Origin of the sequence: Candidatus Reidiella endopervernicosa (assembly GCF_013343005.1) — a bacterium.
Classification (GTDB): domain Bacteria; phylum Pseudomonadota; class Gammaproteobacteria.
In genome coordinates this window covers 1,472,816-1,497,510 of record NZ_CP054491.1, presented here as the reverse complement: position 1 = coordinate 1,497,510, position 24,695 = coordinate 1,472,816, and the positions used below count along the sequence as shown (strand labels likewise).

Below are 24,695 nucleotides of genomic sequence, written 5' to 3'. Positions count from 1 at the left end.
TGTCTGCTGTTTCTATTTAATTGTTATGCATTCCGCCGAACCACCGAGATCGCGAACCATCGCCTTAATCTCATGCTGGTAGTTGGCATTCATAATCAGAATCGTATCAATATCGTGCTGTTTTATATACTCAGGCGGCATTATCGGCACGCCGCTGCCCGCTGCGTAGCTGTGCTGTTTGCGCTCATTAATATCGATAAAGGCCTTAATAGCGCCCTGATCGTTAACGAGGTTTGAGAAGGTCACACCCTTAGAGCCTGCACCCCAGATGGCAATCTTACGACTTTCACTACTCAACACTGCAATGCGTTGCTCAAGTACGGAGAGTTGACTGTTCCACTCGGCAGCGAATCGTTCAGCCAACAGCTGCAGATCACCGCTTGGTTCACTGACTGACAACCCTCCCTCTCGATCGACCTCCGCGTAGAGGAACTGATCACCAAAGGCGCGACTTATTCGGTACTCACCAGCCTCGGCACGTCGTAATAGCCTGCCAAGCGATACATCGGAGAAGTAGAGCACATGCTCATAGATTACATCCCAGAAGGCGAACTGTTCCAGCATGTAACGACCATCTGGAACCTCTAGGTAGAGTGCGCCATCATTTTTTAGCATCGACTCATTGAGTAGATATTTAACATAGGGAAGTGGTGCTTGAAGATGCTCTAGCAGATGTCTTGCAACAATCAGATCGGCCTCACCACCCTGCTGCCGCGCATTATGTTCACCCACGTGAAGCTCTAACCAGGGCGGTGTCTCACCACTGATACGAAGGGCCGGATCGAAACCGACCCCGCGATTGATTCCGTCTGCACAGAGCAGTCCGAGGAAATGGCCATCACCCGCGCCCAACTCAACAATCCGTTTACCCTGCAGTTCAAAACGCTCGATCAAATCTGCCGCAAGCGATGATGCGTAGTCACGAAACACCGGAGAGAAGTGGAGTGCATTTTCATAGCTATCACTATATTCGAGTCGCATTGAATCGAATGCCCGGTTGGTAATCAGCTGACACTCAGGACAGAGCACCAGTTCAATATCGCCCCGTGCCGCAGCGCGGGCAGAGTCGGCATCGGCGTAGTGCACATTACAGAAGAGTGGTAACTGACTGAGCCGAAAGAAAGGCTCTGGTAGCACCGTAGCACAGCATGGACACGCCCTAATCACGGTTAGAGACTCACCAGTTCAGTCTTAACACCCAGCTGCTTTAGCTCAGCTGCAATCTCCTGTTCATAAACAGGATTCATCACAATCACCAGATCGGGTTGCAAGGCCGCTAACGATGCGGGCGCACTAATTTCATAACCCGAACCCGCCATGTAGGAGCCTTGCCGATGAGGGTTGATATCAACCACCGCATCGATACGACACCCATTGCCAAGCGCACTGATAAAGGAGACCGCCTTGGAACCGGAACCCCAAAGCACCACCCGCTGCCCAGCCTGATTGGCCCTCTGTACACGCTGAGACCACCCATCCACAGTTCTCTCCACGCTTTGGGAAAATTCATCACTTAGCGTAACCAGTTCAGCGACTGGTCGCTCCAACGAGAACGTCTGTTTGTCACCCGTCTCATCCGGATAGGCCTCAACCACCAACATCTGTTCACCGTAACGTCGGTAGAGTGTCTGCGGTGCCAAGCCCTCCTGCCTGAATAGCGCCGCCAGAGAAGTCGGCGTGAAGTAGGCGCAATGCTCATAGTAGACATCCCAGAAAGCACGCTCTTCGAGTACCCGCGTGGTATCGGGCAAATCGAAGATAATCAGCGGTCTGCTTCCCTCGGGAATCGCCTCACGCAGCTTGTGCATAAACTCGGCGGGCCGGGCGATATGCTCCAGGGTGTGACGACAGATAATTACCTCGGCCACGGCGATCACATCGGTATGTTCTTCAAAGAATCCCTGGATAAAGGTGAGATCGAGATCGGCATGTTCTGCAATCCGTCCCGGTACATAGCTGGCATCAATACCGATACCACGGTTGTTTCCCTGCCGACAAAGCAGGCTTAAAAATTCACCCTTGCCACAGCCGATCTCAACGACGGTTCTGTTGTGCAGCTGATGGCGCTCAATCAACTCATCCACAAACTCATTCAGGAAGCTACGAAAGTGGGCCGAGTAGCCCTGCGTCTCCTCATAACGTTCGGAGTATTCGTGGTAACTCGGATCAAAATGGATGTTTTGAATAAAGCCACAACTTTTGCAGATCGCCAGCTCAATATCCTGTTGCGGATAGGCAAGCGCCTCTTCTCTGGAAGCCATCAACAATACGCTGTGGACCGGCACCCCATCGACCCGATAGAAACCAGTAAGGTTTTCGGCACCGCAGCAGGCACAGGAGCATTCAGTGGCTGTCACTCGAACAGCTCCAGCGTTGGCAACGCCACGATAAATGCTCCACCAGACGCGCTGAAATCATCCAGCTGCGCGACGATCTCATCTCTGAGATTCCACGGCAGAATCAGCAGGCAATCGACCGGTTGCACATCCATATGCTCAGGGGCATAGATCGGGATGTGACTACCAGGCATTCCCTTGCCCTGTTTATTGGGATTGCGATCGACCACATAGTCGATCAACTCACTGCCGATACCCGCAACCTCCAGCATGATGACGCCCTTGGCCGCCGCACCGTAGGCCGCAATCTTTTTACCCTCACCCCGCAGCCTCTTGAGAAGCTGTTTCAGTTCAGAAGTTTTTACCGAAACCTGTTCGGTAAAACTCTTAAAGTAGTCGGGGCGTGTTATACCGATCTGCACCTCACGCTCAAGCAACCCATCCACCGAGGCATCGGGCTGAACCATATGTTCTACGTAAAGCCTCAACGATCCGCCATGTGAGCGCAGCCGGTCCACGCGGTTGAGTGAGAGCCCATGTCGGGTAAAAAGATTGTTGAGCGCCGTGACCGAAAAGTAACAGAAGTGCTCGTGGTAGATCGTATCGAAGGCGCACTTCTGCACCAGATCATCGAGATAGGGGACCTCGATGGTGATCACTCCCGTCGGTTTTAATAGCGTAGCCATTCCGGCAACAAAGCCGTTCAGGTCGGCCACATGGGCCAACACATTATTGGCCACGATCAGGTCGGCGCTCTGCCCCTGCTCAGCCATACGGGCTGCGAGTGCTGTATCGAAAAACTCGACCCGCGTCTCGATACCCTGCTTATTGGCAACCGCAGCCGGACCCTCAGCAGGATCGATACCGAGCACCGGAATTCCCGCCTGTTTGAAATTACGCAGTAAGTAACCGTCGTTACTCGCCAGCTCCACCACCAGGCTCTCTGCATTGAGTTTATGTTCCGCGATCACCGCCTCGGCATAGTGCTGGGCGTGATCGAGCCAGGAGCTGGAGTAGGAGGAGTAGTACGGATAGTCGTCGCAGAAGAGCCGTTCAGGCTCGACCGTCTCAGTGATCTGTACCAAGCCACACACTTCACACAGGACGAGTTCCAGCGGGAAGCGCGGCTCATCATCGTACGAACCGTCCAGATCAACCAGACGATCGACCAGCGGTAGATCACCCAGACGCAGGAACGGCGACGAGATTGGCTCACCGCATGAGCGACAACAGACCGGCACTAGACCGCCCTTTTGACAGCCTGAGCCCAGAAGAGATCGCTGTTCAGTTCACCCGAATCCTGCAGCTCCTTCACATGTTTGATACGCAGGTAACGACTACTGAGAAACTCTTTGAGGGATGTCTGATGCTGCACGTAGTCTCGTGCCAGATCGGCGATGCCGGTCTCGGCACGCCACTTCGGCTTGAAGCCGGGCAGCATCTCAGCAATCTTGTCGCAGTTGACGCGGTAGTTGCGCCTGTCGGGGCCAGCCCCGTCATCGATACGAATCTTGCTACTGGGAATCTCGGCGGCGATGATCTCTGCCAACTCACTCACACGGAAGTTCTCTTCGGTAAGACCGACATTGAAGGCCTGGTTATGAATCGCCTCGCGTGGTGCCTCAAGTGCTGCCTTGAACGCCAACGCAATATCCTCGACGTGAACCAACGGTCGCCAGGGTGTGCCGTCACTCTTGAGCAGAATCTCACCGGTGGTGATGGCGTAACCAAGCAGGTTGTTAATTACCAGATCACCACGCAACTTGGGTGAGCTGCCGTAGGCGGTTCCACTGCGTAGATAGACCGGGCTGAAATCATCATCCGCCATCGGCATCAGATCCTGCTCCACCAGCAGCTTCGCCTCACCGTAGGGTGTAACGGGATTAAATGCCGCGCCTTCGTCGAGGAACTCATTACCTGCCGCACCATAGAGACTGCAGGTGGAGGCGTGGATAAAGCGGCTGACACCCGCCTGTTTGGCGAGCTGAGCGACACGTACCGAAGCGCGATGGTTAATCGCGTAGGTGCATTCGGGATTGAGATCGCCGAGCGGATCATTGGAGAGCCCGGCGAGATGTATCACTGCGTCATATCCATTGAGATGGTGTAGCTCAATGTCACGAATATCGAGCCGCAACGAGGGGATATCGGCTGTTTCAGGACCAAACCAACAGGGCTCAAAGAGATAGCTATCGATACCGAAAAGCTCGTGTCCTGCCTGCTGCAGCATTGGCGTAAGCAGAGTGCCTATATAACCGTTATGGCCAGTAATCAAAACTTTCATTACTAATGATTTCCTTTCACGAGCCACGGTGCATCGCCGCGGCTCCATATCTTATTCAACATCTCTTTTTCGTGGAGCGTATCCATGCACTGCCAAAAACCCTCGTGACGATAGGCCAGCAGCTGACCGTCACGGCTCAGCTCTTCAAGCGGCGCCCCCTCCCAGAGGGTTGAATCACCTTCGATATAGCCAAACACAGCAGGCTCCAGCACAAAGAAAGCGCCATTGATCCACTCGTCAGGATCAACCGTTTTCTCCGCAAAGGCGGTGACCCTCTCCTGATCGAGCGACAGTCTGCCAAATCTCGCCGGAGGATGCACGGCGGTCACCGTGGCGTGGCCACCATGTTGACGATGGAAGGCCGTCAGCGCAGCGAGATCGACATCAGCCAGACCATCACCCCAGGTGAGCATAAAGGTTGCGTCACTCAGATAGGGTGCCAGGCGTTTAATACGCCCACCAGTATTGGTCTCAGTGCCGGTATCAACCAGATCGATGATCCACGCTTCATCATCGCAACCTACCACCCGTACAGCGCCGGCCGGTCCATCAACAACCTCACCCCTGGAACAGAAGTGGTCGACAATCTGTTCGCCCAGATAGCCCGTCGCGATAACAAATTCAGAAAAACCATGGGCGGCGTAGTAACGCATGATGTGGTGCAGAATCGGTTCACCCCCAATCTCTACCATCGGCTTGGGCCGGATCGTCGTCTCTTCACTCAAACGAGTTCCCTTCCCTCCCGCAAGGATTGCGACCTTCATCATAAACAATCGATTCCAGCAGAAACCGTAGCTACGCCGTAGATATTCACGCGACTACTCCCCTCCATGCGCAGACACAATCGGCATCACTCTGACGGACCCAAATTCAACCTGAGTCCTATGTGCCAGCAGCGCCACAGCGTAATCGTGTGAAGGCAGCACATCCTCAGCCCTCTCCTGCACACTGATCCAATGGACGGGCTCGGACTCACCCTCAGGCCACCACTTCATCCTGAGCTCGACAACGGCGGGTTGCTGGTCCCGCTGCCACTCCGCTTCAATGATCAGGTTATAGGGCTGGTTGGGCGTGATGGTGAAATTCTGTAACTGCTTGGCAAACCGCGCTGGACTATCCACCAGTTGTTCTGACAGCTCCACTCCGATACCTGGATATCTGGAGTAGTACCAGCCAAGCCCAAAACGCCAGCCACGTCTCGGGTAGTGCCCCGGCTGATCGGGATGACCACCCCAGAGCGGCAACACACCAAAACCGAACGGTTTTTTACCATTCGTCGCCTGGCGAAAAACCAACTGCGTCTCGACACGTCGTGGACCCGCAAACGCCCCACTGACAAGTAGAATGCGGTCATAGTCTTCACTACCGGGTACTGGTCGAACAGTCGCACCATGCTGATCCCGCACCACCTCCCAATGTCCATCCTGAACATTCAGCGTTTCATCTGCCCAGTCGACGGTGAACGGTAACTGCATCGCACGTGGCTGGTAGTCGAAACAGCGCTGCCGCCCCTCTAACTGCATCGACTGATAGGTAACTGGCACGTCAAAGCCGATACAGTTCTCACCTATCATCAATTGCGATGAGGCGATCTCCAGAGTGAAATTGGGGAATGAGGCGCGAAGCTTGTCGTGAGGGATCGGCTGCCAGGCGCTACCATTAATACGGTAGTGCAGATCCCGCTGAGGGCCTGCGATTGTACCGGTGATATTGAGCGTCAGATCAGCATCCAGTTGTATCTGTGAGTCTGGCGCATGATGGAGGGTTACCACATTCTGCTCGAGAAGGGGCAACAGTTGATAGCCCGCTCCTAACAGCAGCCCGACTATCACAACCAGTTTTATTATTATTTTCAGTTTCAAATCCCTAGACACCGCATGCTTTGCCAACAGCCTAATACAAAACAATCCCCAATAAAAAACGCCCCATCGCTGGGGCGTTCCTCAGTGTAGATCACACTAGCGGTGCGATTATACGCTTGCCAGCCCATCCATGATGGCACCGGTAATTTCATCGAGCTTTCCAACACCGTTGACCTTGATGTATTTCGGCGCTCCGGCCTCACCAGCCTCGGCCCACTTCGAGTAGAAGGCGACTAGCGGCTCGGTCTGGTCGTGATAGACCTTGAGACGTGCCTTCACGGTCTCTTCCTGATCGTCATCACGCTGGATCAGATCTTCACCGGTCTCATCATCCTTACCCTCGACCTTGGGTGGATTAAAGGTAACGTGGTAGGTACGACCCGATGCCATGTGCACACGACGGCCACTCATACGGGTGATGATCTCACCATCAGGCACATCAATCTCAACCACGGCATCAACCTCAACACCCTCAGCCTTCAACGCCTCGGCCTGAGGGATGGTTCGTGGGAAACCGTCGAACAGGTATCCGTTCTTGCAGTCATCTTCAGTAATACGCGCCTTTACCATGCCCATGATGATGTCATCCGAGACAAGACCGCCCTCATCCATAATCTTCTTCGCCGCCACACCGAGCTCGGTACCCTGCTTGACGTGGGCACGCAGCATGTCGCCGGTGGAGATCTGTGGAATGTTGTACTTCTCTTTAATGACGTTGGCCTGGGTACCCTTACCGGCACCCGGCCCGCCCAACAGTATGATTCTCATAGTTCTTATTCTCCTGGAAACTTCGCTTGGTAGACCCCTCGATTATGCCACCCGAGGGCTGCGCCACCTATTCACTGTTTGGATGCGGGAATCCACTCACTTTATGGGTATAACAACGGCTGAACAGGCCATCAATCATTCGGCTTCAAGCCCACAAACAAACACTATCTTATTGTTATTTATCTAATAAATACCAGGCAATAAAAAAGCGGCGGGGCCAACAGGCCGTCGCCGCTTTTTTTGCTAACTGTTAATCAGGCAGCTAACTGAGAGGCCAGATCGTCCAGGTTGCTAGAGTTCTCCATGAATTCCACCATCGCCTCAATTACCTGATCCTCTTCAAGCCCAAGCGCTTCGAGTATCGCAGGTGAGATCTCATCACTATCGGCATCGCCGATGTCGTGCCCCTTGAGCAGGGTATTGGCGAGCAGAATCAGCTGTGCGTAGACGGCGTACTCACTGGTGTAGTCGGCATTATGATGCTCACGCATACTGACGATCAGCTCCTCCGGCATCTCCCAGCTCTCCATCAACCAGGCACCCACCTCAGCGTGCCCCATGCTAAGTACATTCTGCGCATCACCCATACCGATCATGCGCTTCTCCAGCACCGTGATGGGGGTTTCGGGATTCGCGGCGACCATCTTGTTGAGCAGGAAGAACTCTGGCATGAAGATGTGGCCAAGCATCAGGAAACCGAAGTTGTGCAAAAGACCGGTGAGGTAGGCCATACCAAGTTTTGGCCGCTTACCCTTGGGCATCATCTTGGCTAGCATCTGACAGGCGGCGGCACAGTAGGTGGCGTGTTTCCAGAAGGCGTTGAGTCCGAGTGGGCCGTCGGGCGGATTGCGTAGCGTACCTCCGGCAGAGAGACCCAGAGCCATATTGAGTACCGCCTCAAAACCGAGCACCCTGGCGATCGCCTCCTGCAGGGTATCAAGCTTGCCGGCATAACCGAACAGCGGCGAGTTGGCGTAGCGAATCACCTGCGCGGCGAGACTGGGATCGAGTTCAACGATCGAGGCCAGCTCCTTGGCACCCGCATTTGGATCATCACGCAGCTTGAGAATACGACGCGCCATCTCCGGCATCGCAGGCAGTTTATAGAGCCCCTCGATCCGTTTTTTTACCTCGGCAAGAGGTGTAAGCCCCTCAACCTCGGGCAGCACGATCGGGCCACCCTGCTCTTTCGCCTGCCTGACTTTTAGATCGTGCGATGAGGTGGAGAAGCTGGCAAAACGGGCGCTTTTCTGCAAATTGCCAAAATCGGTGCCGCCCAGCTCAATCAGGGTCGTGTGGCTACCCGGTTCAAAATAGACCTTGCTGAGCCCCGCAAGCGACTCATCGACAATGGTCTCAATACCAAACAGACTGCCAAAGGGCGGGATCGAACCCTCCTCGCAATCGGAGAACTGTTCACTCATGCCGTTTACCCCACTCATCTCGAGTGTGCGGCCGAGCAGCTCCTTGAGGGAGTGGAAGTTGATGACATGGCTGACCGGCAGTACCGCCATTACGATACCCTGCTCATCTTTGAGCAGTACCCCACGCGCCATCTCCTGCTGCTCAACATCGGCCGCTTCAGCTGCCTGTTCAAGACTCATGGTGCGCGGATGAATTATCTGACGATAGGCGACGCCTAGTCCGTCAAGCTCCCTTCTTATCGTCGACGAAATCGCCATAGTGAAACTCCTGTTCTTATTGTTCTTAATACTAATGTCAGCAACCTGTCAGGTCCGTGCACAGGTCACAGTTTCCAGGGTCTATCAGCATCTACTTAACTAGTAGGGTCTACCACTCGGGCGTTGCATACCTCAATCTGATCGAAATACTGCGAGAGGCTACGCTGAACCTTCTGTGAGGTGAGTTCCACCATCGCCGCGTGACTCTCATCCCCCCCCTCATCACGGGTCAGTGAGCTCGTCATCAATTCAACCCTCACCGAGTCGGGCGCGTAGTGTCTGGCCAGCTCAATTAACGCATTGGCGCGACCGGGGCGTGCACGCGGCATGGTATAGGAGGTCGATTGTACCGACTCAATCTTGAGGTAGGAGAAGGCTGGGCGCAAATGACGACGAAACTCTACACGTGCATATTCACTCGCATGCCAGGCAAGCTCCTCGAGCAGCCCCAGCAGATCGGACTCGATCGCCGGATCACCCTGCAACTGCTTCAGCGGTGGATAGTAGCCCATGCCACTGGCGTTGACCGATGCATCTACCTGACTCGCCAACACCTCGCCCAGATGCAACGGTGGGTAACCGACGTGCTCCTCAAGAGTCTCCGGTAGCAACCTCACTTCGACAATAAGAGCAACACGGACGATCTCAATATGGGGAGGCATGATGTTCTAATCTCGTGGTGTACGTAGCGTCTGGAACAGTTCGACCAGCGGATCGGTAATCGGGATCAGCTTCTTGCGCAGTAGAGTACCAACTGCATCAGAGTGGGAGAAGAGCGGAATCAGCACCCCCTCATCGATATGAGCCAAGGCCACTGCCGCAAGCAGCTCTTCACGAAGCTCGGGAATAGCTGAGATTAACGACACACGCTCATCCTCCGACTCGAGTACCTGAGCAGCGTATTCAAGCAGTAGTGACATATCGCGGAACTGCTCCACATCACTACGCAGTTCTGCAAAGTAACTACCGATCGCATCAAACAGCGCAGCCACAACATCCTGATCACCGGGACGGCGCAGCACATCCTGGCAGGCATCGAGAAAACTCTGGCCGCGCTGATCGAGTGCGCGCAGCATCACCCCAGCGGTACGATTGCCCTGCTGCTGTAGCTGCTGCAGCTGCTCGAGGTAGCGTGGGTAGTCGCTACGTGGGGTGAGTTGCTGCGGTAGCTCATTGGGCATTTTCTCCAGAAAACCGACCCGATAGGCCTTGCGGGTACGACCGGTGTCCCACAGTTTGGCGCGCATCTTCTCATCGATCAGACCGGGGCGCAGAATCAGCCTCACGCTGCGCAGCATCTGCTCTGGTTCACTCTCAAAGGGTAGAAACTCGGCCAGATATTCAGCCAGCACCGGTCCCATCACCCCATCACGCACCGCTTCATTCTCAAGCATGCGCCCCGCCACCTCAGCAGTCGGCGAGGCCCACCAGGCGAGACGAGCCAGATCATCGGTCAAATCAGGTGCGCAGGCGACTGCAATCACAGCCTCCGGCTCGCCGATTAGCAGCAGTTTGTCGAGTGGTGAATTGGAGATCTGCCCCATCCGCGCCCAGCGGCGCAGAAAGACGGGATAACCCTGCGGGGAGTCGAGCGCATGGGTGGAGAGCAGTTCGCGCACAGCGCTCAGATACTGCTCATCGCGCCCGGTCGGATTGAGCTTCACACGCGCCTCATCCTCACCGGTGAGGCCGTGAACAACCATCGCATGTTCGTCGATGCGGATCGCCTCGGCGGTCACGAGCATCACGTTGAGGCGCAGCGAATCTTCACTACTCAGTTCCAACTATCACTCCTGAAATCATCTCTGCCATCAGACAAACCATACACCATCACCGGGGAGTCGCTATTTTTGCGGAAGCTTGTTTTGGGCATCCAAGCCCAAGCAAGCGGCAAATACTTAACGCGACCGTTTATGCCTGCGGCGCCCCGACCGTCCTGCGTACGTTGCGTAATCACCTCTTCGCGGCTCTACACAACTCCCTCAGTGACTCTACGCCGACATAAAGCCGCTGCTGCATCTTCTTCGTCGTTCGCTCGCGCTCTCAACTACGAATATGCAGACGGCGTCGACTATCGCGGACTAACCGCCCTCACTTCGCTCTCCATGGCGGTCAGCGGTTGAGCTGTACGCGCTGCCCCCAGGGCACCCTGGCCTTACCCTTCACCAGCCAGATTACCGGCAGATTGGGTTCAATCTCAGGGAAATCGCCCAGCGCATCGGTGAAGTAGACCAGCAGATTGGGGCTCCGCCCCTCACGATCGAGCCACTCGAAAATGGGACGGAAATCGGATCCGCCACCGCCCTCCAGCTCCTCAGGCAGGGCGCACTCCTCCCACGGCTGAAAGGACCAGGGCCCCTTGGGTGAGAGCGCGGCATCACAGGCGTGTAGGGTAATGTTGGCGCGGGTCTGCGCCTTGATGGAGTTCACCTCGGAGAGAAATTCACTGATCTCTCGATCATTCACTGAACCGCTGGTATCGAGCACCACCACCACCTCAATCTCGGCACTACGCAGCGACGGGAAGATCGCATCGCCCTCACGCCGCGAGGGGCGAGAATAGCTGTAGTCATCACGAGCGGTGGCGGTCATGTAACGCGCCAGCAGCATGCGCCACGGCAGCTGTGGCTGCAGCATGTGATCGACCATGCGCGCCATCGCCCCACTCAGCTTGCCCGCCTGTAGCGCCTGCTGGGCGGCACTCGCCATTCGCTGACGCCACTGCACCTCAAGCTGCTGCTGCTCCTCGACCGAGAGTGGTGGTGGCGCCTTGGCCCCTTTGGAACCGCCGGGTTCGTTATCATCGAGCTCCTTCTCAGAGCCACTACCACCCTGACTACCCTGGCTGTTGTTCTGCTCCTCGCCCTCATTGTCACCATCATAGAGGTGCTGATCGAGTAGTTCGGAATCATCCTTATCGTCGATAAGGGGGTAGATCTCCTCGGCCGTCATATCGTCATACTCTTCGATAACGATGGCGTTAGGCGGAGGAATCAGATCATCGCGAAGCAGTAACGGATTGACAGCGAAATCACATGCGAGATCCCAGCGGTGTTTGACCCGGTATTGTCGGCGAGAGAAGTGTGACAATGCGCAGTGCAGCGCCTCATGAGCGAGCACAAACTGAGTCTGTGAGACCGAGAGATCTTCGATATAGCTGCGATTGAAGTAGAAGCTACGTGCATCGGTGGCAGTCGTCGCACACCAGTCGGGATTGGCCTCGACCATCGGCAAACGCATCACCAGCGCACCGAGAAACGGTTTGTCGAGAATCAGGCGCGTGCGGGCCGCGCTCAGTTTGGTCTCGACAGAATCGGCCACGCCTACCCCTCGAACAACATTACGTCAGCGACCGCCTTCGCCCAGTGCGAGAACTGCGGCACGCTGAAGAGGTCCTGACCAATCGCCCGGTGCATATCAGAAACCAACATCACTCCCATCTCACGCTGACGAAAACCTCTGGCATAGTCGAGGATATGACCAAAGGTGGTGTTGGCATTCTCACTCCCCTTCGCCTGCAGCGCACGGGCGACCAACGCCGAGGCGACCGCGTACTGCAGATCGACCTCCTTGGGTACATCGAGACTATCGCCACTGATGATCGCATCGATATCGGGCAGCTTCTCCATATTGTCGATAAAGGCGGCCAGCTCGATACCGGCCGCAGGCCCCACACACGACTGCAGCGCCGGTGAGAGCAGCTCATTGTGATCGCCAAACTTCTGTAGACCACGATGGGCAAACTCCCAGGTACGTGGCGAGGGGAAGGCGACTGGATTGTGTGCCGGATCAAAATCGAACAACAGTTCGGGGCGGAAACGCAGGAAGGCGATCAACCGCTCATCAATGCCGTTGGCATAGGCCCAGGAGACCCAGTCGTCGAGGTTAACCTCCAGCTCAAAGTGGGAGAAACGGTTGGCTAGCGGTGCCGGCATGCTGTAGGTCACACCGCGGTCACCCTGGCGATTACCGGCGGCAAAGATCGCCCACCCCTCGGGAATGTAGTACTCACCGAGGCGACGATCGAGAATCAGCTGATAGGCGGCGGCCGAAACACTCGGTGGTGCCGAGGTGATCTCATCGAGAAACAGGATGCCCTCGGCACCATGACGCTCGGCATCGGGCAACATCGAGGGGATTGCCCACTCAACATGCTCATCGCTGCGGAACGGGATACCGCGCAGGTCGCTCGGCTCCATCTGCGAGAGACGAATATCGACCAGTGGTACACCGTGTTTCTCGGCGATTTCGGAGACGATCTGAGACTTTCCGACGCCAGGGGCGCCCCACATCATGACAGGGGTGTGCTGACCGGTGCGTGCACTCAGAAATTCACGCTCCAGGACGGTCAACAGTTGCGATGGCCGCATACTCTCTCTACCTCTAATTCACGCTACTACGTTAGAAAACAGCTATATCCTACTATTACACTCAATAATGCCCGAGCGATCCAGACATTACCATTATGGATTAGATTTATTGAGGTTATAACCTCAATTACAAGCTTAGGATCGCGCTCGTCTATAACTGCCAATATTTGATAACAACTTGTCTTCACTACTCTCGATTGACTGCCCTACCTCAGCAATATCATGTTAAAAGCAATAACTGGGGAGTCGCTATTTTGCGAAAGTTTGTTTTGGGCATCCAAGCCCAAGCAAGCGGCAAATACTTAACGCGACCGTTTATGCCTACGGCGCCCCGACCGTCCTGCGTACGTTGCCTAATCACCTCTTCGCGGCTCTACACAACTCCCTCAGTGACTCTACGCCGACATAAAGCCGCTGCTGCATCTTCTCCGTCGTTCGCTCACGCTCTCAACTACGAATATGCAGACGGCGTCGACTATCGGGGACTAACCGCCCTCACTTCGCTCTCCATGGCGGTCAGCGAACGCTACAACCGTTAATAAACCATAAAAACCCGGCCGATGCCGGGTTCTTCTACCAGCTAAGGGAAATTAACCCTCCTGTTGCTGATCCGCCATCTGGGACTCGATCTGCTTACGCACATCTGCCATATCGAGATCTTTAACCTTGTCGATCACCTGCTCCAGACCACTGGCTGGCAGTGCGCCTGCCTGTGAGAAGACGATAATCTGCTCACGGAAAATCATCAGGGTCGGGATAGAGCGGATCTGAAAGTGTCCGGCAATCTCCTGCTGATCTTCGGTATTGACCTTGGCGAAGATGGCATCGGGATACTTCTCTGAAGTCTCCTCGAAAATGGGGCCAAATGTCTGGCACGGACCGCACCAGGTTGCCCAGAAATCGATCAATACGATCTCATTGTTAGTAATAATTTCGTCAAAATTGTCCTGAGTGAGTTCAATAGAGGCCATTGCAAGTTAACTCCGTAAGTCGTGACTTCAAAGCCATGAAGTCCAATAAATTCAGTAGCGTACGATCTATTTACCGCACCCTGCCCACCAATAGTTGCGAATGGTGGCGTAATCTTCACACCCCACTCTCTCTGATATCTGACGACAGTATAAGCGTTTTCTTATTTACGTTCACGTCGCGTGAAACGGACGATCTTTCGCCGCGCACGTTTATCGGGGCGATGGTCGGAGGGTGGCATGGTGCTGGCGAGCAGTCGTCGCTGCTCGGCCTCCCGCTCACGTTTTTCACGACTCTGCTCATGTTCGCTATAGAGCAACTGCGCCTCTTTGGCCGGACCGCGACGCTCAGCGAGTCCGTCGATAGTCACTATGTACTCCTCATGACCACGATGGATACTCAGCTCGTCTCCGACTTTAACCGTCCGTGACGCTTTGGTCCGGGCACCGTTGAGATGGACCTTACCACCATCAATCGCCTCAACAGCAATACGCCGTGTCTTGAAAAAACGTGCGGCCCAGAGCCACTTATCGAGTCTCAGTTTGGAGTCTTGCTCGGGCATAAATAAACGGGGTATCTGTTTGAGGCTTGAACTAGAGTGCCTGTGGAATCTTGCATCCACTCTGTCGCCCGGTAACCAGGGCAATCAGGCGACTGGCCAATGCATCCAGCGCAACCACTTCATCGGCTGCACCTAGCTCAACGGCCTTCTTTGGCATGCCATAGACGGCACAGCTAGTCTGATCCTGAGCGATGGTGTGGAAACCCTCACGCCGCATCGAGAGCAACCCAGCAGCGCCGTCCCAGCCCATGCCAGTCATCAACACTCCGTAACCGCAACCGCGCCAGTTATAGGCAACACTATCAAACAGTGCGTTGATCGAGGGATGGTAGGGAGCATCACTGACCTGCTCACTCAGTCGGACATGTGATCCATCTTGCATAATCATGTGATGGTTTGAGGGTGATATCAGCACCGTGCCCGTCTCAACCTTGTCACCTTCCGCGGCCAGACGGACCTTCAGATCGGTCTGGCCGTCGAGCCACACGGCGAAACTCTCAACAAACTGCTCATCAACATGTTGCGAGATCAGAATCGCGGCGGGAAAGTCAGCTGGCAGCTTGGCCAGCAGGTCGGCGAGTGCAGCGGGACCACCGGTGGATGCGCCAATGGCAATCAGACAGCTACTATCGCTGACGGCAGGGAGGTTGCTGTCAACGGCCGCCACCGTACTTTCGCTGTGTTGCGAAATCAGGGTGCCAACCAGCTTAATCTTTCGCAGCAGGGCATCCTTACCCTCAGCATTTCCATCGGCACCCAGCACGGGCGTATTGACCGCATCGAGCGCACCCGCCCCCATCGCCTCAAAGACCAGTGCAGCATTGCCTTTGACCGTTGCTGTGACCACCAGAATTGCGCAGGGGGTTGCCTGCATAATCTTCCGTGACGCCTCAACACCGTCCATTACCGGCATAATCAGATCCATCAGGATCAGATCGGGCAGATCCTCAGCGCAGCGTTCTACCGCCTCGGCACCATCGTGCGCCATCCAGATGAGCTGGTACTCGGGAACCATGGAGATAACGCGCCGGAGACCCTCCAGCGCAAGTACTGAATCGTTAACAATCGCTATTCGCATAATGGAATCGTAGCCTATCCCTACTACCGAGCGCTACGCCTCTCCTATCAGATCGACCACGGCCTCGATCAGGGTCTCATCGTGGAAGCTACCCTTGGCCAGATAGTAGTCAGCACCAGCCTCTAACCCGCGCTGACGATCCTCCTCACGATCCTTGTAGGAGACGATCATCGTCGGTGTGCTACTGAGACGGGCATCACTCTTGATTTTGCTAACAAACTCGATGCCATTCATGCGTGGCATATCGACATCACTGATGACCAGATCGTAGTTACCGACACGGATCGCATTCCAGCCATCCATGCCATCGACAGCCACATCGACACTGTAACCCTTGGTCTCGAGCATGTTGCGCTCAACCTCACGCACCGTGATCGAATCATCGACCACCAGAATCCGTTTACCCTGCTGCGGCGCGGCCTTCTCACCCACGCCCTCGCCGACATGCATCAGGCGACCACCGGAGATAAGCAGTTCAATCGAGCGCAGCATATCGTCGACATCAATAATCAGCGTCGGCGTACCATCTTCAAGAATCGAGGCCGCTGCAATGTCCTGTACCTTGCCGAGCCTGGCGTCGAGCACCTGTACCACCAGATTACGCTCACCGAGGAACTGTTCGACGACGACGCCGTAATGGCGGTTACGGTCACCAATGACAATCACCGGCAGTAGCTCGTTGCTATTCGTATGCCCCTCAACCTCAAGCACCTGACGCTGACCGCCATGGAGAGCGAAGTGAGGGCGGTTAGTCCCCGATAGTCGACGCCGTCTGTATATTCGTAGTTGAGAGCGCGAGCGAACGACGGAGAAGATGCAGCAGCGGCTTTATGTCGGCGTAGAGTCACTGAGGGAGTTGTGTAGAGCCGCGAAGAGGTGATTACGCAACGTACGCAGGACGGTCGGGGCGCCGCAGGCATAAACGGTCGCGTGAAGTTTTTGCTGTTTGCTTGGGCTGGATGCCCAAAACAAACTTTCGCAAAATAGCGACTCCCGGTGCGCCTGCAGCAGCCCAATACTCGCCTCATCGACAATCACATATTGGCGCCCCTCCATGATCTTGAGCTGATCGCGCGGCACCATCATGGTCCGCTCGATGCGCGCCAGCGGAACCGCATAACTCTCACCACCCACATCAATCATCAGGGCACGTATCGTTGAGAGGCTGAGTGGTAGCTGCAGATGGATGCGCATCCCTTCACCCAGGGTTGAGGTGGCGTGCAGCACACCGCGCATCTCCTGCATCGTACTGTGCACCACATCGAGGCCAACACCACGCCCCGAAATCTCCGAGACCTGCTCACGGGTGGAGAAGCTGGGCAGGAACAGAAAATCGAGCAGCTCTGACTCCGATAGGTCTGTCGCCATCTGTTCGCTCACCATGCCGCGCGCCACTATCTTTTTACGCAGCGCCTCCTGATCGACGCCGCGCCCATCATCCTTAACGATAATGGAGAGCATGCCGGAGTTGTGTACTGCCTCAAGCAGCAACCGTCCCTCGGCCGGTTTACCCGCCGCCAGACGCTCCTCGGGGGTCTCCAGGCCATGATCGAGTGCATTACGCACCATGTGGTTGAGCGGCGCCTCAATCTTGTCGAGGATGTCACGATCGACCTTGGTATCCTTGCCGCGAATCTCGAACTTCACCTCTTTACCGAGCGACTTGGAGATATCACGGACCATGCGGTTAAAACCGTGTACACCCTCAATGAAGGGGCGCATGCGGCTAGAGATAACCTCTCGTGAGAGTCGATCAGCGAGTCGGGTATTACGTCGCTCAAAGGCGTCGAGATCGGTCAGGCGCTCGGTCAGGATCTGACGACATTCGCCCGCCTTGTCTATCGCCGTACCGAGCAGACTGAGACCGAACTCATCAACCTCGGCTCCCTCCATCGCCTCATTGAGCTCCTCCAACACACCGAGCAGCTCAACCTGACGATGACGCAGCTTCAGCAGCGACTCAGCAAACCGGGGAGTCGCTATTTTGCGAAAGTTTGTTTTGGGCATCCAAGCCCAAGCAAACAGCAAAAACTTCACGCGACCGTTTATGCCTGCGGCGCTCGACCGTCCTGCGTACGTTGCGTAATCACCTCTTCGCGGCTCTACACAACTCCCTCAGTGACTCTACGCCGACATAAAGCCGCTGCTGCATCTTCTCCGTCGTTCGCTCGCGCTCTCAACTACGAATAGGCAGACGGCGTCGACTATCGGGGACTAACCGCCCTCACTTCGCTCTCCATGGCGGTCAGCGGGGCGCAGATTACCCGCCTCGACCTGCGCCTCACCGGCGTAACCCATCAGGCGATTAAGCACGCTGGCGGTAACGCGTAGCGAACTGTCACTACTCTTTTTCGCTGAGGGTTTGTCAGCGGCGGGAGAGGCGCTTCTTTCTGATGTGGCCGAATCAGATTCAGCCGTGATGAGAGCGCTCCTTTCAGCGTCTGTCTCTACTGGAGCCAGCTGTTCAACCGCCGGGGCGGCGGGAGGCTCGGCATCAGGGTCAAGCAGTCGCTGCAACTGCGACTCAAGTGCCGCAACCTCGTTGGCGTTATCGTGCTGCCAGCTAATCAGTACTGCATCATCCTGCGCACCAATCTGCCCCAACATATCGACGCCTTTTAACAACGTATCGATATGCCACTCAAGTAGATCTAGTTCACCCTTCTGTGCAGCGACAAAAACGTCTTCCATCACATGCGCGACTCGTACAGCGGCATCAACACCGACCATCCGCGCAGCACCCTTAATCGAGTGGGCCGCGCGCATCATCGACTCCAGATCTTCCGCCGACGAGGGGGCCTTTTCCAGTGCCAGCAGTGCCTCGGTGAGGGTCTTGTTGAGTGCCGATCTCACAGGCCGACTGAGCATGGTGGCATCGGCCAGTCTGACTGCTAGCTGGCGCTGCACTGCTCACAACAGGTTCTGAGCTGATTTCTGCTCGGCTCTCACCGCCAGCAGCGCTGCAAGCTGGTGACTCGTGTCGCAACCTCGTTCATATCTGCTCGCTACCAACTCGCATCAACTCACTGGTTCACCATCTGCCCCAAGCAGATCGACACTCTTCAGCAGTTCATCGACATGCTCTGTCGCAAGCAGGAGCTGCCCCTGTTGGGCTGCAACAAACAGATCCTCCATCACGTGCGCCACGCCCACCGCTGCATCGACACCGACCATCCGTGCCGCACCCTTGATCGAGTGGGCGGCACGCATCATCGACTCCAGATCTTCCGCCGATCCAGGGGTCTGCTCCAGTGCCAGCCCAGGAGGCCATCTCACCGGAAAGGAGGTGTGCATCGGCCCATGCCTCCTGGCGGAACGTCCCAACATTGGTTTTCGCGTCCACCGAGCAGCGCTTAGCGGGACTCGCGATTTCCACGCTGGACTAATTCACGTCGGAGACTGTCAGCGATGGCCTTAGCAGCTACGGGTTGTCGAGCATCGGCGCAACAAATCCTACAGTTGGCGCTACGCCTCAAGGGCTCGCTGATCACCAACCAGCAACCGCACCCTCATCGAGGCGTCCGATCTCGCTCCAGCAGTCGACCCCATGAGCACTGCATCGAGTGCCAGTACCCATCTGAGGGTCACCATCTGTGCGGCAACCATCCAGACTTCCATCGACAATGGCAAGGGACGATTGCGAAGCTTCGACGCCGACCATGCGTGCAGCACCCTTGATCGAGTGAGCAGCTCGCATCAACGCATCGATCCCTCAACGCGCCTGGGATCCTCAGCGCCAGCAACCCTCTCATTCAGGGTCTGTTAGCATGACTTCCCTACCTCCTAGCTTGAAGACCCAGCGAACGTCACGAAATTGCGCCCAAGATCTTCCATCACGCTCGACGCAAGCCCTCTCTGCAGCAGTGAATCGAGTAGCTCCCCATCAACGCGATCCGTTAACGGCATCTGGCATCCCTCGAGCGCCAGACCCTTGCATGGCGGGTATGCGGTGCCCACTCTCTTGAATGGAAGCATAGGTACCGCTGATCACCACCGGAAGAAAAGCCCTCCTCTAGCTGGTAAAGATATCATCCGCTGGTGTGATTTAGTTGATCGACCATCTGGTTGGTTCACGGGCCTGCTATCAGTGCCGCCAATTTCCAGCGGAACACAGGTAGCCTCCATCCACTTTCACTAAGATCCTCCTAAGTGGCACAGACATCCCTTGGAAGAGGTGTGGGAAATTTGGTGGTGGATCTCACCAGTTGCTGAGATCTCCCGAATTTTTCTCCACGTTCGCAACGCAAACCACTCCCCTGAGTGGAAGATCACCAGTCGAGATCCGGTTATCGATGGCGCGGGTCTGTTTGTTCTGCGCGTAGATATCGGCCCACTCGCGCATATAGTCATCGGCAACCCGGTTCTCAAGCACATGTCGTCCGGCTCTGGCGAAGGTGGGACAGTTGCGACAGTGCACGTAGCGCTCAAGCTCCGGACAGCGTGACTCTTCACGGCTCCAGACACCAATCCGGTTCCAGCAGTCGTCGATCGTTGTCAGATCGCTCTCCTGTTCCGATATCATTCGACCGACACTCCACTGTTGAGGCGATCACCCAGGCGCTCTGCGCGCTGGCGAAAACGCCTTGAGGCATCCAGGTCACCCTGACGCTCCATGATGGTTGCCAGGTGAACTACCACCTCATAGTGTCCAGGATCGAGATAGAGCGCTTTGCGCAGCAGACTCTCAGCACCGCCAAGATCCCCATCCGCCTGATGGATGGTAGCGAGCAGGTAAAATGCCTCTGCATCACTGCCGTTGATATCGATAAGTTGCTGACAGCAGACTGAAGCAGCTTGCATATCACCATTATCGGCAAGAGCACGAGCCTGCTCGATTGAGATTTCTTGATTCACCTCCACCTCAACCGTTGCCACCCGGGCCGCTCGCTGCAGCGGCTCTTCCGAAGCTGAACGCTGCTTGGGAGCCTCACCTGCAAAGGGTAGAGGCGCATCACTAACTGCTGTTTTCGTATGCGCTGTTGTTGATCTTGTTGGTTCCAGCTGACTCTTTAGGCTGCGCGGCTGGAAGAGACGTTTTTTGCGGCCACTCAACGCCCCATCATCAAATTTTCGATAGGCAAAGGAGAGCGGAAAACGCCGGGGAGTCGCTATTTTTGCGAAAGTTTGTTTTGGGCATCCAAGCCCAAGCAAACAGCAAAACTTCACGCGACCGTTTATGCCTGCGGCGCCCCGACCGTCCTGCGTTCGTTGCGTAATCACCTCTTCGCTGCTCTACACAACTCCCTCAGTGACTCTACGCCGACATAAAGCCGCTGCTGCATCTTCTCCGTCGTTCGCTCGCGCTCTCAACTACGAATAGGCAGACGGCGTCGACTATCGGGGACTAACCGCCCTCACTTCGCTCTCCATGGCGGTCAGCGATTGACGGATGCCAACCCTTGAGAAAGGAGCCCGTTTCGGCATGCCCCATAAAGAGCACACCCTCGGCGTCTAATAATCCTCGTAGCACGGAGACGGCACGTACTTGCGTGCTGCGATCGAAATAGATCAACAGATTGCGACAGAATATCACCTGATAACTGGCCGCATCTCGCATCAGGTCGGTATCAAACAGGTTGGCGTGGTGAAAGCTGACCACTGAACTAACCGAGCGATGCAGTCGATAGTGATGCTCATCATTGCGGCTAAAATAACGATCACGAAACTTCAGATCCTGCGAACGAAACGAGCCGTTACCGTAGATCGCTTTTTTCGCATTGTGCAGATTATGCTGACTGACATCGACCGCATCGATATGGAAACTACCTGCCGGCACCCCCGCACCGAGCAGGGCCATCGCCATTGAGTAAGGCTCTTCACCGCTGGAACAGGGGATACTCAGCAGACGACAACACTTTCCAGGGTTCTGCAACAACCACTCATCTCGCACATAGCGCACCAGCGAATCAAACGCCTCGGCTGAGCGGAAAAACCACGTTTCAGGAACCACCACCTCATCAATGAGTAGTTCGAACTCCTTCTGCGACTCACTCACCAGCTCGACGTAGCGAGTAATATCCTCTATCCCACCACTCGACATACGCTTGCGAACCGCATGTTCAATCGTCACCGAACCGACTGAGGACGGATTTAGACCAATCCGCTGTTTTAGTAGTGACTCGATCTTTTGCTGACTCATGAAGCGCCACTCACATCAGCACGATCGGTAAAAATGATGGCGCGCACCTCATCATTAAGCAGCGCATCAACATCGACCAGCTGGATCATCTCACCCGCCTCATTGAGTACATCACCCAGATAGGGCGCATTGGGTTGTACTACGCCGGGATCACTGAACTGATCACGCTCGCGTTGCAGGATTTCAGTTGCACCCTCCGCCAACAATCCCAGCACACGGATATCACCATCGGTGAGTGGGTAGTTAACCAGTACGGTGCGGGTGCTCATCCGTTTTGCGCAGGTGCTGCCGGTAGCCAGATGACAGATATCGACTACCGGTACCGGCTCGCCCCGATAGTTCATCACCCCAGCAATGTAATCCGGGGCCTGGGGCAGATGTGAGAGTCGCGTCAATGGCGCTATCTCCGCAACCTGTTTGATATCCAGGGCGTAGCGCTGATCAGCGATGCGAAAAAGCAGCAGTTGCATTGAGAGGGCCTCAGCTGCTCTTCTTCACCTTGAAGCGGGAGACACCATCCTGCAGCCCTCGGGCAGCATCGTTGAGCTGGGTTATCACGGTACCCGACTGACGCAGCGATTCGGCGGTGTTCTGTGCCACATCACTCAGCTGGCTCATCGCATCGTTGATCTGCTCCGCGCCGAGTGACTGCGACTGCATGCCATCATGCACCTGCTCGAAGCTGGGGGTCAGCATCTGTACCTGATCGATGATCTGTGCCAGCTGTGAGCCGACCTGATGTACGTTCTCAACCGCCTGGCGTACCTCATCAGAGAATTTGTCCATACCCATCACGCCAGAGGAGACGGCTGATTGCATCTCCTTAACCATCTGTTCGATATCCCAGGTCGCGACAGCCGTCTGATCGGCCAGACGTCGAATTTCAGTTGCAACCACCGAGAAGCCTGCGCCATATTCACCCGCCTTCTCCGCCTCGATGGCGGCGTTGAGTGAGAGCAGGTTGGTCTGATCGGCCACCTTGGTGATGGTCGTAACAACGCTGTTGATGTTGCCAGCCTTCTCACTCAGTACGGCCAGCTTGGCGCTGATTGCTGAGGTTGCCTCCATCATATGGTGCATCGTCTCTTCCATCGACATCAGTGCCGATTGACCATCGGTAGCCGCATTGGCGGTCTCCTCGGAGACCTGAGTCACATTACTCATGGTATCGAGCAGCTCACGCGCAGTGGTCGAGATTTCAGAGACCGTCGCCTTGATCTGGGTAGTAGTGGCTGCCTGCTCGGTAACCGCCGCCTCATGCTGCTTCGATGTGGCTGCGATCTGGGTCGCCGATGAGCCGACCATAAAGCCCGACTCCTGCACCTTGGCGACAAGCGCCTCGAGATTGCTGATCATGACAGCAATAGAGCATCCAAGGTGATCGATACTGTCATCACCACTAAAGCTCATCATCTCGCCGGTGAGATCACCCTCTGAGGCGGGAATAACTACATTTAAAATCGTCTCCACCTTGCCGTGCATCACTTCCGTCGTCTCACGCTCACGCTCGATATTGCTCTGCATTCGCTGTGCCATATTGTTGAAAGCGTAACCGAGTTTACCGATCTCATCAGTCGATTTGATATCGACCCGTGCGGTGGTCTCACCGGCCGCGATACGCTTGCTTACATAAATCAACTCATCAAGCGGCAGGAAGGAGCGGCGGATATACCAAAGCAGTATGACCGCAGCCAGTAGGATGGTAATGACAATAACGCTGTACTCAATCTCCTGAAACTCCTTGCGCTGTGCATAGGCCTCAGTTGAATTGTGAGCGATCACCAGATGGCCAAAGGGGATACCCGTGTAGTCACTGACGGGAATAATGCTGACGGTGTAGATATCGTCACCGTCATCCAGGATCTGCGCGATACGCTCCCCCAGTGCCGGCATCTCAACCGCCACCTCAGAGAGGAAGTTCTGCCCTCCCACCAGCTCCACCTCACCCGCCTCGCTGTAGACAAACACCTCTGAGGAGTCATTTCGTTGGAAATCGTCAATGGATGACTGCAGGCTCTTCAGATAGAGGCCGATACCGAGCAGTTTACCGCGCAGATAGAGGGGAAAGGCGACTGCATTGGAGATATCACCATCGTCATCGCGCACCATACCGAGCATGATCTTCTCTTCAGCGATCGCATCCTGAAACAGCGGAACTTGAGTCCTACCACTAAAACTACTGCCCGCCGCATAGATCACGTTGCCTTCTAGGTCGAGGATTGCGAGTTTTTCTAAAATGCCGGCCGAGGAGAGAGCCAGATGAGTGGTATCAAGACTCTCTTTGACCACATCGCCATTACCTGTCATCAACGCCTCAAGGGTGGCGTGGTCTCGCGTCACATCGGCAATGGCCGTTTCAAAACCACTCAGGCGATTGGCAACAATTTTGGACCAGAGCACACTCTTGCCTCGAACCGTCGCATCATTAAAGCGCCCCTCGGCATCTTCCAACAACATCTGACCGGCAAAAAAGACAATCAATGCTGTCAGAATTGTTGAAATAATGGAGATTGAGGTAAAACGAGCCCTGAGTGTCATATCCCTACTCTACTTGCTGTTATTAATCGTTGATTTAACGGGATAAACTACCTTTTAGCCACAGCCTATGCAAGGCGATTACGGTTCGATTTCGAAGAAAATATGGC

At 55.4% G+C, this 24,695-nt stretch carries 28 protein-coding genes and 2 pseudogenes; 4 read left to right on the top strand and 26 right to left on the bottom strand.

Features of this window, described 5'->3' with window-relative positions:
* Positions 1-12: 12 nt before the first annotated feature.
* From HUE57_RS08425 to HUE57_RS08380, 10 genes are all read right to left on the bottom strand, one after another.
* On the bottom strand, positions 13-1,137 hold the full coding sequence (locus HUE57_RS08425; RefSeq protein WP_078483036.1) for a class I SAM-dependent methyltransferase: 1,125 nt from the start codon (positions 1,135-1,137) through the stop codon (positions 13-15).
* Between the two features lie 32 nt (positions 1,138-1,169).
* Complete coding sequence (locus HUE57_RS08420) at positions 1,170-2,357, bottom strand: class I SAM-dependent methyltransferase (protein ID WP_236725645.1); 1,188 nt, start codon at positions 2,355-2,357, stop codon at positions 1,170-1,172.
* On the bottom strand, positions 2,354-3,577 hold the full coding sequence (locus HUE57_RS08415; protein ID WP_135622057.1) for a class I SAM-dependent methyltransferase: 1,224 nt from the start codon (positions 3,575-3,577) through the stop codon (positions 2,354-2,356). Before HUE57_RS08415 ends, HUE57_RS08420 begins: the two co-directional genes overlap by 4 nt.
* Positions 3,577-4,620, bottom strand: a complete 1,044-nt coding sequence (locus tag HUE57_RS08410; protein ID WP_078483033.1) for an NAD-dependent epimerase/dehydratase family protein — start codon at positions 4,618-4,620, stop codon at positions 3,577-3,579. Before HUE57_RS08410 ends, HUE57_RS08415 begins: the two co-directional genes overlap by 1 nt.
* 2 nt (positions 4,621-4,622) lie before the next feature.
* Positions 4,623-5,384, bottom strand: a complete 762-nt coding sequence (rfbF, locus tag HUE57_RS08405) for a glucose-1-phosphate cytidylyltransferase (protein WP_078483043.1) — start codon at positions 5,382-5,384, stop codon at positions 4,623-4,625.
* A gap of 54 nt (positions 5,385-5,438) precedes the next feature.
* Complete coding sequence (locus tag HUE57_RS08400) at positions 5,439-6,413, bottom strand: hypothetical protein (RefSeq protein WP_135622055.1); 975 nt, start codon at positions 6,411-6,413, stop codon at positions 5,439-5,441.
* A gap of 177 nt (positions 6,414-6,590) precedes the next feature.
* On the bottom strand, positions 6,591-7,250 hold the full coding sequence (gene adk, locus HUE57_RS08395) for an adenylate kinase (RefSeq protein WP_078483031.1): 660 nt from the start codon (positions 7,248-7,250) through the stop codon (positions 6,591-6,593).
* Between the two features lie 254 nt (positions 7,251-7,504).
* Positions 7,505-8,932 carry an HDOD domain-containing protein gene (locus tag HUE57_RS08390; RefSeq protein ID WP_078483030.1) on the bottom strand — a complete coding sequence of 476 codons (1,428 nt, stop codon included), beginning with the start codon at positions 8,930-8,932 and terminating at the stop codon, positions 7,505-7,507.
* A 95-nt stretch (positions 8,933-9,027) separates the two neighbouring features.
* A complete protein-coding gene (locus tag HUE57_RS08385; RefSeq protein ID WP_078483029.1) occupies positions 9,028-9,594 on the bottom strand; it encodes a hypothetical protein in 567 nt (188 codons plus the stop codon).
* Positions 9,595-9,600: 6 nt separating this feature from the next.
* Positions 9,601-10,716 carry a hypothetical protein gene (locus tag HUE57_RS08380; protein ID WP_078483028.1) on the bottom strand — a complete coding sequence of 372 codons (1,116 nt, stop codon included), beginning with the start codon at positions 10,714-10,716 and terminating at the stop codon, positions 9,601-9,603.
* Positions 10,717-10,782: 66 nt separating this feature from the next.
* Here HUE57_RS08380 and HUE57_RS08375 point away from each other — a divergent pair, with 66 nt between their 5' ends.
* Positions 10,783-11,055: a hypothetical protein gene (locus HUE57_RS08375; protein WP_174673016.1), complete on the top strand. Its 273-nt coding sequence runs from the start codon at positions 10,783-10,785 to the stop codon at positions 11,053-11,055.
* On the opposite strand, the gene HUE57_RS08370 is transcribed toward HUE57_RS08375, so the two are convergent.
* Both HUE57_RS08370 and HUE57_RS08365 read right to left on the bottom strand, forming a co-directional pair.
* Positions 11,045-12,253: a vWA domain-containing protein gene (locus HUE57_RS08370; protein WP_174673015.1), complete on the bottom strand. Its 1,209-nt coding sequence runs from the start codon at positions 12,251-12,253 to the stop codon at positions 11,045-11,047. The two genes, HUE57_RS08375 and HUE57_RS08370, sit on opposite strands and share 11 nt — an antisense overlap.
* Before the next feature lie 2 nt (positions 12,254-12,255).
* Positions 12,256-13,302 (bottom strand): AAA family ATPase, encoded by a 1,047-nt coding sequence (locus tag HUE57_RS08365; protein WP_078483026.1) that lies wholly within the window; start codon positions 13,300-13,302, stop codon positions 12,256-12,258.
* A gap of 254 nt (positions 13,303-13,556) precedes the next feature.
* Between HUE57_RS08365 and HUE57_RS08360 the strand changes: the two genes are divergently transcribed.
* Positions 13,557-13,841, top strand: coding sequence for a hypothetical protein (locus HUE57_RS08360; protein ID WP_174673014.1), 285 nt, complete (start codon positions 13,557-13,559; stop codon positions 13,839-13,841).
* A gap of 51 nt (positions 13,842-13,892) precedes the next feature.
* On the opposite strand, the gene trxA is transcribed toward HUE57_RS08360, so the two are convergent.
* The 6 genes and pseudogenes from trxA to HUE57_RS08335 form a co-directional block, all read right to left on the bottom strand.
* On the bottom strand, positions 13,893-14,273 hold the full coding sequence (gene trxA / locus HUE57_RS08355; RefSeq protein ID WP_078483024.1) for a thioredoxin: 381 nt from the start codon (positions 14,271-14,273) through the stop codon (positions 13,893-13,895).
* Between the two features lie 161 nt (positions 14,274-14,434).
* A complete protein-coding gene (locus HUE57_RS08350; protein ID WP_078483023.1) occupies positions 14,435-14,833 on the bottom strand; it encodes an RNA-binding S4 domain-containing protein in 399 nt (132 codons plus the stop codon).
* A gap of 31 nt (positions 14,834-14,864) precedes the next feature.
* The gene (cheB, locus tag HUE57_RS08345; protein WP_078483022.1) at positions 14,865-15,911 is read right to left on the bottom strand and encodes a chemotaxis-specific protein-glutamate methyltransferase CheB; all 1,047 of its coding nucleotides are present in this window, start codon (positions 15,909-15,911) and stop codon (positions 14,865-14,867) included.
* Positions 15,912-15,944: 33 nt separating this feature from the next.
* Positions 15,945-16,625, bottom strand: a pseudogene (locus HUE57_RS08340) (response regulator); the annotation flags it as partial.
* On the bottom strand, positions 16,574-16,831 hold the full coding sequence (locus HUE57_RS19050) for a hypothetical protein (protein ID WP_236860705.1): 258 nt from the start codon (positions 16,829-16,831) through the stop codon (positions 16,574-16,576). The pseudogene HUE57_RS08340 and the gene HUE57_RS19050, both read right to left, overlap by 52 nt.
* On the bottom strand, positions 16,740-17,828 hold the full coding sequence (locus HUE57_RS08335) for a chemotaxis protein CheA (protein WP_174673013.1): 1,089 nt from the start codon (positions 17,826-17,828) through the stop codon (positions 16,740-16,742). The genes HUE57_RS19050 and HUE57_RS08335 overlap by 92 nt, the downstream gene beginning before the upstream one ends.
* Positions 17,829-17,849: 21 nt before the next feature.
* On the opposite strand from HUE57_RS08335, the gene HUE57_RS08330 reads away from it, so the two are divergent.
* A complete protein-coding gene (locus tag HUE57_RS08330; protein ID WP_174673012.1) occupies positions 17,850-18,101 on the top strand; it encodes a hypothetical protein in 252 nt (83 codons plus the stop codon).
* Between the two features lie 24 nt (positions 18,102-18,125).
* Here HUE57_RS08330 and HUE57_RS08325 read toward each other — a convergent pair whose 3' ends face one another.
* From HUE57_RS08325 to HUE57_RS08305, 5 genes and pseudogenes are all read right to left on the bottom strand, one after another.
* Positions 18,126-18,818, bottom strand: coding sequence for an Hpt domain-containing protein (locus HUE57_RS08325; RefSeq protein ID WP_236860704.1), 693 nt, complete (start codon positions 18,816-18,818; stop codon positions 18,126-18,128).
* A gap of 138 nt (positions 18,819-18,956) precedes the next feature.
* Positions 18,957-19,169: pseudogene (locus HUE57_RS08320) on the bottom strand (Hpt domain-containing protein); the annotation flags it as partial.
* Positions 19,170-19,398: 229 nt separating this feature from the next.
* Positions 19,399-19,608: a hypothetical protein gene (locus HUE57_RS20235; RefSeq protein ID WP_174673010.1), complete on the bottom strand. Its 210-nt coding sequence runs from the start codon at positions 19,606-19,608 to the stop codon at positions 19,399-19,401.
* A gap of 501 nt (positions 19,609-20,109) precedes the next feature.
* On the bottom strand, positions 20,110-20,433 hold the full coding sequence (locus HUE57_RS08310) for a hypothetical protein (protein WP_174673009.1): 324 nt from the start codon (positions 20,431-20,433) through the stop codon (positions 20,110-20,112).
* Positions 20,430-20,963, bottom strand: a complete 534-nt coding sequence (locus HUE57_RS08305) for a tetratricopeptide repeat protein (RefSeq protein WP_174673008.1) — start codon at positions 20,961-20,963, stop codon at positions 20,430-20,432. The genes HUE57_RS08310 and HUE57_RS08305 overlap by 4 nt, the downstream gene beginning before the upstream one ends.
* A gap of 124 nt (positions 20,964-21,087) precedes the next feature.
* On the opposite strand from HUE57_RS08305, the gene HUE57_RS08300 reads away from it, so the two are divergent.
* Positions 21,088-21,231, top strand: a complete 144-nt coding sequence (locus tag HUE57_RS08300) for a hypothetical protein (RefSeq protein WP_174673007.1) — start codon at positions 21,088-21,090, stop codon at positions 21,229-21,231.
* Between the two features lie 24 nt (positions 21,232-21,255).
* Here the strand turns inward: HUE57_RS08300 and HUE57_RS08295 are convergent, their stop codons facing one another.
* From HUE57_RS08295 to HUE57_RS19610, 3 genes are read right to left on the bottom strand one after another with little or no spacing between them, the layout of a single operon-like run.
* Complete coding sequence (locus HUE57_RS08295) at positions 21,256-22,050, bottom strand: CheR family methyltransferase (protein ID WP_174673006.1); 795 nt, start codon at positions 22,048-22,050, stop codon at positions 21,256-21,258.
* Positions 22,047-22,520 carry a chemotaxis protein CheW gene (locus HUE57_RS08290; protein WP_078483018.1) on the bottom strand — a complete coding sequence of 158 codons (474 nt, stop codon included), beginning with the start codon at positions 22,518-22,520 and terminating at the stop codon, positions 22,047-22,049. The genes HUE57_RS08295 and HUE57_RS08290 overlap by 4 nt, the downstream gene beginning before the upstream one ends.
* Before the next feature lie 10 nt (positions 22,521-22,530).
* Complete coding sequence (locus HUE57_RS19610; protein WP_078483017.1) at positions 22,531-24,588, bottom strand: methyl-accepting chemotaxis protein; 2,058 nt, start codon at positions 24,586-24,588, stop codon at positions 22,531-22,533.
* Positions 24,589-24,695: the final 107 nt, after the last annotated feature.